General features: G+C 28.0%; 3 protein-coding genes. All 3 read left to right on the forward strand.

Features of this window, described 5'->3' with window-relative positions; translation table 4 throughout:
* Positions 1-8,376 (forward strand): hypothetical protein (locus ACWXVP_RS03075; RefSeq protein WP_456013021.1); only part of this gene is annotated, 8,376 nt, incomplete at its 5' end.
* Positions 8,377-8,932: 556 nt separating this feature from the next.
* Complete coding sequence (locus ACWXVP_RS03080) at positions 8,933-9,124, forward strand: hypothetical protein (RefSeq protein ID WP_456013023.1); 192 nt, start codon at positions 8,933-8,935, stop codon at positions 9,122-9,124.
* A 63-nt stretch (positions 9,125-9,187) separates the two neighbouring features.
* The coding region (locus ACWXVP_RS03085) for a hypothetical protein (RefSeq protein ID WP_456013025.1) at positions 9,188-9,375 on the forward strand (188 nt) is incomplete at its 3' end.

The raw sequence follows: 9,375 nt of genomic DNA on the forward strand, positions 1-9,375 counted from the left end.
CCTCAAATAACAACCCCATTATTAGAATCGCTAAAATTAGTCAAAGACAATAATTATCCAAGCTATAACAATACTATCCAAGAATTACAACAAAAATTATCTAATATCACAAGCGCACTAGATAATGCAAAACAGTTGCTTTCAAATACACAAAATAAAGAACAGCTTTCATTATCAACAAACCAACTTGAGGCTATAAAAGATAGCATCAAAAGTAATGATGACGAAATGATGCAACTAAAGCACAACTTAGATGTTAAAATCCAAAAAGCACGTGAAATAATCGCAAAAGAACAAACGGATAAATATACTCAAGAAAAACAAACTATTGATAATCTAAAGCAAAGCGCAGAACAACAAATTATTGATTTTGAACAAAAATTAACAGAAGCAAAAAGTAGATTTAACCAGGCTAAAGAAAGTGCTAATAGCGTTCTAGAACAAGCAAAAAGTGATCCTAATAGCGCTAACTATGCTGACATCATTACTAAAATCAAAGAAAAGATTAGTCAAAATGATGTTATTGATGAAAACGGTCCTTTAAAAAATATTGATGCTGCAACAGCTGAACTTAATGGTTTAGCAAGTTTTTATAATACAGAAAAAGAAAAAGCTGATGCTATTACACAAGCTGCTCTTGACAAACTAAATCAAGAAATCGAAAATGCTGAACAAATTAAAAACAAAATGGAGCAAGAACCAGATTTAGATACACAAAAAACAGTGTTAGAAAAAGCAATTGAAGTTGCTAGAACTTCACATATGCAAAGTCCGAAGTTAACTAATAACGCTATAAAACAAGCTCAAGATACACTAAAGCAAGCAGAGGATGTAGCAAATGATGCCATCAATAAAGCAAATAAACAAAAAGATGGTATCAGAACAAATATTGCTCAAAAAGAAGTTGAAATTCAAAATTATATTAACGATATTTTAATGAAACCTGAATATGAAGCTATCAAAAATGATCTAGATGCCTTTTTAAAATCTTATGAGGCAAATGATAAAAATCTTCTAGGGCAAAAAACTAGACAGCAACTAGATGATTTAGTAACACAAATGAATATGCATCTTGATTCTGCTAAACAAAAGAAGGACGAAAAAGATGCAGAAATAAGAGCTAAAAATAAGCAAGCTCTAGCAGAAGCAAAAGAAGCATTAGCAAATGTTTCAAATTCAATAACAAGCAAAGATCCAAAAATGACTGCTTTAAGAGACGAACTTAACCAAGCAATCAGCGAATCAGAAGCAATCATTACAAATGAAGAATCAGATAAATACGTTAGTCAAAAAGAAAAACTAGAAAACCTAAGTAAAAAAGCAGAAACCACAAAAACAGAATTTGCTAAGGAATTACAAAACACCAAAGAAGCTCATGCGCAAAAAATTCTTGAAGTAAGAGAAAAAATCTCACAGCTTCAAGCAGATGAAAATGCAGCTAATTTAAATAATGTTATTCAAGAACTGCAACAAGCAATTGCAGATAATCAAACAATCGATGATAATCTACCACTATCAGAAATTAATAATAAAAAAGATCAATTACAAAAAGCAATAGAAACTGCAGAAAACAAAAAAAATGCTGAGGCACAAAAAACTAACGAGCATTTAGCGCAACTACAAAAAGCAATAACAGATGTTAGTGCTACAAAAGACTCAATGACTTCTGAGCCATTATTAAGTAGTGCCCAAACTAACTTAGAGCAAGCAATCGCAATAGCACAAACAGCAAAAAATCAAACTCCAAAATTAGCAAATAACGAAATCGATGAAGCTAAAAAAACATTACTACAAGCAGAAAATATTGCCAAACAAGAAATTAAAAAGATAAATGATCAAAAAGACCAAATTAAAAATCAAATTAATCAAAAAGAAACAGAAATTCGTGATTATATAAATACCGATTTAGTAGGAACTGATTTTGCAAATATAAAAAGCGAATTAGAAGAACACTTAAATGATTATGTAAATAATGAAAAAAATAGCTTATCAAATAAGACAAAACAACAACTTGCTGATTTACTATCTAAATTAGATTCACAACTACAAGACATTAAGAATAAAAAACAACAAAAAGACTTAGAAATTAGAGAACAAAATAAGCAAAAGCTAACAAAAATAAAAGAAGCCCTTAAAAGCGTTGGTAATAGCATCACAAGTCGTGATCCTGAAATGACAAAACTAAAACAAGAAATTAATACAGCTGTCACTGAGACTGAGGGTATAATTAGCAAAAACGAATTTAATAAATATGTATCGCAAATTTCAAAAATCGAAAGTTTAAAAACTGAAGCAGATAAAAAGATAAGTGACTTTACTAAAGAATTAAATGCCGAAAGAGACGCATATAGACACAAGCTACAAGAAGCCAATAATAAAGTATCTGAATTACAAAATGATTCAAACTCAGCAAATCTAAATACTGTAATTCAAAATTTGCAAAACACAATAAATCAAAATAACAATGCCCAAGACAGAGACCCAATTTCATCATTTACTACTAAAAAGGATAATTTAGACCAAGCAATAAAAACAGCTGAAAGAGAAAAAGCTGTTGCAAATCAGAAAACTGAAGCAAATTTAGCAAAATTAGGAAATACAATTAATGCATCAAAAACTACGCTAACTTCAATGAATTCTGAACCTTTATTATCGGATACCAAAAATAAATTAAGTGAAGCAATAAAAACAGCTGAGGGTATAAAAAATCACACACCTAAAAAACTAGCTGATAAAGATATAGAAAATGCAAATAAAACCTTATTAAAAGCAAAAACAGCAGCAGAACAAGCTATAACAAACATAAATAGCCAAAAAGCCTCAATCAAGATGCAAATAAACCAAAAAGCCAAGGAAATTGAGGATTACAAAAATAACCTAAATGGAAATCAATATGATGATATTAAAAATAAATTAACTACAGAATTAGATAATTTCAATAGAAATAATAAGAATAATCTTGGTTCTAAAACAAAAGCTGAATTAGATAAAATATTAGAGGATCTAAATAAAAAATTATCCGATGCTAAGGTAGACAAAGCTAAAAAAGATAATGACATAAATGCTCTTAATAAACAACAATTAACAACCACAAAAGATAATTTAAAGGCATTTGTCAATTCAATAACAAGCAATGATAAAAAAATGTTAGACCTCAAGAAAAAAATAAACGACGCAATTAATGAAGCTGAAAGTACAATTTCCAAAGATCAAACAGATAAATTTGTTGAACAAAAGAAGAAACTTGATGATTTAAAAGAAAAATCTGAAAAAGAAAAAACATCATTTGATGCCATAGCAAAACAAGCAAAAGCTGACTATGACCAAAAATTAAAAGAAGCTCAAGAAAAATTAAATAATCTAAGAAGTGATTTAAATGTAGCAAACCTAACTGATGTAATTAATAACCTACAACAACAAATTAACAATAATCAAAACGCTAATATTAATGATTCAATTCAGGATATTAACAACAAAAAAGATTCATTGCAAAATGCGATACAGGCAGCAGATCAAGCCAAAAATGCAGCAGGTCAAAAGACACAAGCAGCTTTAAATAAATTAAATGATGCAATAACTGCCGCAAATAAAACAAAAGATATGATGGCAAATGAATCTGCACTAAATAGTGCTAAAGATACATTAGGTGAAGCTATAAGAGTTGCCCAACAAGCAAAAGATAAAAATCCAAAATTATTAGATGCGCAAATAGAAAGCGCACTTCAGACTTTAACTCAGGCTGACAATGTAGCAAAAGAAGCTCTCAAAAATATAAATACTGAAAAAACTATCTTAAGAAACCAAATTTCTCAAAAAATAGATGAAGTTTCAAACTTTTTAAATACATTAAAAAACCGTCATGAATACAAACAAATCAAAGATAAATTAGATGCAACTCATAATAAATACAAAGATAAAAATGTGCTAGATTCAAAATCTAAAAATGAACTTGAAAATATATCAAAGGAATTGAATGATGCACTAACTGAAGCACAACAAAATAAAAATAAAAAAGATAATGATATCAAAGAAGCTAATAAACAATCACTTGCACAAGCAAGAGATACATTGCAAAATATTTCAAATTCAATTACTAGTCATGATAATGAAATGACAACACTTAAAACAAAACTTGATGATGCAATAAAAGAAACAAAAACAATTCTTGATAATAATCAAGCAAGTAATTATGTTACTCAAAAACAAAAATTAGAAGATCTAAAAACTGAAGCTGAACAAAAGAAGAAGCAATTTGAAGCTAAATTGCAACGTGCAAAAACTGAGCATAATAAAAAAGTTAAAGAAGCAGAAGCTAAAATAAGCCAATTAAATCAGGACAAGAACTCTGTAAACTTAACTAATGTAATTAGTAAATTGCAATCAGTTATTGATAACAATAAAAGCATTAATGATAATGACAGCATTGTAAATATAGACAATAAAACAAAAACATTGCAAAATGCTATTCAAACTGCCGAAACAGAAAAAACCACTGCAAATCAAAAAACCAATAACGAACTTGCTGAGTTTGAAAAAACAATCCAGAAGGCTAATGAAACTAAAACCATAATGGATAATGAGCCAGAATTAAATAGTCAAAAACAAACCTTGCAACAAGCAATCAATACAGCTAATGGTATTAAAAATGCAAGTAAAAATGCAACTGATGTTCAAATAAAAGAAGCTAATAAGGTACTTGCTAATGCTGAAAAAGTTGCAAAAGCTGCACTTGATAATATCAATGTTCAAAAATCAAAATTGATAAGTGAAATTCAGACAAACGCTAATAATGTTCAACAATATATAACCCAAAATTTATCTAATAATAGTGATTATAATCAAATTAAGACTGAATTAGAACGAGTTTTAAATGATTATAATAAGAATGATAAAGCAAATATTAATTCTAAAACAAAACGCGATTTAGAACAACTTAAGTCAAAACTTCATGATGCACTTGAAAAAGCCAAAAGTGATAAAACTCAAAAAGATACCCAGATTGTAGCAAGAAATAGACAAAATCTAATAAATGCTAAAAATCAAATAAATGGTGTTGCAAAGCGTATTATTACTCGTGACCCTGAAATGGTAAAACTTAAAAAGCGCTTAGAAGAAGCTATTAAAGAAGCAGAAAGAATTATTAATGATAATGATCAAAGTAAATATATTCAGCAAAAACAAGTAATTGATAACTTAAAAAATGAAGCAAACCGTGCAATAAATGATTTTAATGATAAACTTCATGCTGCGCAAGCTCAACATGACCAAAAACTCAGAAATGCAAAAGCAAAATTAAATTCATTAAAACAAGATCCAAACCGCGCAAATTTAGTCACCATAATTAGTCAATTGCAACAAAAAATTAATACAAATAAATCCAAAGAAAATATTGACCCAATTAAAAGCATTTCAGATAAGACTAAAGCCTTAGAACAGGCAACAACAAACGCCGAAACACAAAGAGTAGCCGCAAATAAGAAAACTGATGCTGAAATTGCTAAATTAGAAGCGAGTCTTACCAAAGCAAATGCTACAAAAACCGAGATGGCTAAGGAACCAGCATTAAAAAGTTCAACAGATGTGCTTACAAATGCGATTAGTTCAGCACAACCAGCAGCTAATAAAACTACTAAACTAACTGATGCTCAAATTATCAATGCTAATAGAAGTTTAACGGCGGCTGAGGATGTTGCCAAAAATGCTCTTAATGCTATTAATACCCAAAAACAAAAATTAAGAACACAAGTGCAACAAAAAGCAGATTTAATTAAAACTTATATAACCTCAAACTTAAATAAAAAAGAATACAACACAATTAAGAAAGAACTGCAAAATATTCTGAATACATACAATTCGCAAAATAAACCTCATCTAACAACAAGAACAAAAGCTCAATTAGAAGAAATATCTAGAATTCTAGAAAATGAATTAAATAAGGCTAAACAAAAGAAAACAAAACAAGATAGCGATACAAGCATTGCTAATAAGAAAAAGGAAATTAATAAATTAATTGACCAAATTCCTTATCCTCAACCAAATTCAAATGAAGCAGCCCAAGCTAAAAATGCTCTAAAAAGTGCTGTTAATAAATTAAATGATATGCAAAGCTTAAACCAAAAACAAACTGAAATAACTAATTTTAGTCGCCATATGCAAACAAAGAAAGATCAATTAAATGCAAATGGAGAAAATCTGAAATATTCACAAAATAACGCACAAGCAGTTCAAAAAATAAAACAAAAGCTAAATTCAGCACAAAATATAGACCAAGCTAACAACGCGTTGCCTGATGGTTGAGCAAATAAGATTGGGACATACAAAAATGTAATTAATAGTTCATTTGATAACGGGGCAGATAAAAATAATTTAATAGCAAGATTAAACCAAACTGTTCCTACCACAATAACGGATAACAAGGTTTATAATGAAAATGATTTAAAAGATGAAATAATTAAAAACTATAAGCGTATTTCAAAAGGAAAAATTGACACTTTAAGCAATATTCCTGAAAATGAAAGAAATAATATAAAGAGAATTATCGATAACACGCAAGTTCCTAGTACCCATACACAACTATCCACATCAATCAATAACATTAAAACACTTGTTACAAATGCTACAAGACAAAACTTCAACTTATTTATTGATAAATTAGCATATCCAGAAAATACATCGCAATTAAGAATTGATTCATTAAATACAAAAGAAAAAATTAAGCAAGCTCTAACATCCAAAATTGATTATTCAAATAAAAATTCTGTCGAAACGACTTTAAATACGCTAAAAACAAATATTGACACATTAAAAAATGAAATAAATGACATTAAACCAGAAGCAAAGAAAAGTGAATTCTTAACAGAATTTTCTAAGACTGGTCATACTAAAATTTCCGCACTATTACAAAAAATTAGATTATATAAACAAGAATATGAAAATAAGAAACGTTTAGCTCAGCAAGCAATTTCACAAGTTTCTGATCCAAAAGAAAAGAAGAAATTGCAAGATAGACTAGATAATCCAACAAATAGTATTGAAAACCTTAAAACTATTAAAGCTGAAGCAGAAAAGCAAAAGGATAAGGAGATAAAACAAAAAGCTGAAATTCAAGCAAAAAAACAAGAATTAATCAAACAAATTAACAAATTACCTAATTCTCCTGATAAAAAGAATCTTTTAGATAAGGTAGAATTATCAAAAACTAAACCAGAATTTTCGGCTATCGAATCAGAAATTAAAATTATTTCTAGAAAAATAGAATTAAGAAAAGAGGTTGACAAATTAGCACTATTTGATTTGTCTAATAATAGAGGTGGATTACCCAGTGAATTTAGACCCGAAGCTAGCGAAGTGACAAAATATAATCTAAAAGATCTTTATAAGCTGATAACTAACGCTTCATCTAATGATGAGCTAAATACAATAAATACTAAAATAATGCAGCAAAGAAATGCAGAGTTAGATGATTTAAAGAAAACCAGACTAGAGTCACATGGCAATGATGATAGAGAAAATAGCGCTATGAAATTATCATTAAATCAATCATTGTCTATTACTGTAAATAACAAGGCAATGGATGCTTCTGGAACATTAACTGAACAGTACACTAGAGAATATTATGCTTTGGATTCAGAAATCAGATCTGCTGATACAATCGAAAAATATAAATCTATAAAAATCAAGGTAGAAAAATTCATAGCTAAATATGAATCTAAAGAAGGTAAAAAATGGTTGCCATTCTTTAAAAAAAGAGTTGATTCAAATTACAAAAAACACCCGGCCGATGCGGGTCCATATAATGTTACAATTCCTCAAAGTTCATGAACATATATAATATACGAATTTGAAAAACAAAATATTGATAGAATACATGCTATCAAGATCGAAAATCAAGCGTTATTTAATGTCTACTACAAATATAGAAGAAATGTTAAATTAAACTATGAGTTTCTAAAATTAATAGCTAGAGTAAAAGATGCTGGAATAGTTGACGATTCGACACGATATAGTCTAGAGCAATTAAAAACTAATTTTGAAGGTGTTATAAATGCAGAAGATAAGGGTAAAATTATTTTAGAATCAAATAAACAATTATTCGGTACATACGATGTTTCTGAATGATGAAAAAAAACGTCACAAATTAGTTTCTTAAACTGATGAGCAAAAAAAATAGCCGACGCTCCAGAAAGCTTGATTAGTCAAGAGGAAAAATATGAATTATTAGATAAAATAGCTTTAAATACAGACTCAACAGATAAAGCATTTTTAGAAGAATGGAAAAAATTCAAAGATAGATTTTACAATAGTAGTCTAATTGGCCCTGGTGAATTAGATAACGATGGCTATCCAAAAAATGCTAAACCTTATATTTGAAGATAAAAAATATCAAAGTAATGTAGAAATTTTTATGTATATTCTCTTGTATAAATATTTTAAATCTTAAACTTTTACTGGTTTTTATAACTAAAAATAAAATAAGGGGAAAATGCTGATTTATTAAAAGAATCAGCATTTTTTACTTTTTTAACCTCAAATATATAATAATTTAGTTATAAATACACTAAAGAAAAATAAGGTAGAAATTATACTAAAAGTCCAAAAAGTTCAAATGCCTAAAAATGTCAAAATCATTAGAAAAGATGATAATAAATATGTATATTATGTTGCGGGAACCAAATATAAAAAAATAAAAAATATAATATCAACAAGAGAGTTAATATTGGTAAAATAGATTTAAAAAAATGACAATTTTTTAGTATCAAATGATAAGTATTTTTAATTTTCCCGGCGCAAAAATAACAATAATATAAGATGATAAAAAATATCATCCGTTGTTCCTATCGGGCAATATTTGGCAATAACTAAAATTTTTAAAGTTTTATATAGATGAACAATTGAAAAATATTTTTAACAAAAAAGCGAATTAATAAAGGCATTGGCATCTTATTATATTGATGAAGAATCTATGGTTTCGCAATTATTTGAAAAGTGAGCATATAAAAATTTTTCTGGTTTGTTTTCAATTCCTTCAAGCTCAACGATATCAATGCTTTTGCACAAAGATATAACAACAAAAAAATACTTGAATTTAATTATAGATGATCAAAACAATCAAGAACATATTTAGAATAATTCAGATCACGCATATTTATCTGTCGATTCAACGAACTTTAATATAAGCTCAAAAAACATGAAATATGCTGAATATAAAAAAGCCAAATATTGATGAAGGACTGCTACAAATAAACTTATCTTATTGTTTAGATCAAAAGACTGATTTACCTTTTTTTATGATTTATATCCCAAATCAGTTATTAATGTATGTTACTACAAAAAAATGATTGATAAAGTTTTAAATTTGCGTTATAAATCAGCAAC

It is taken from the genome of Mycoplasma sp. 1781 (assembly GCF_053851675.1).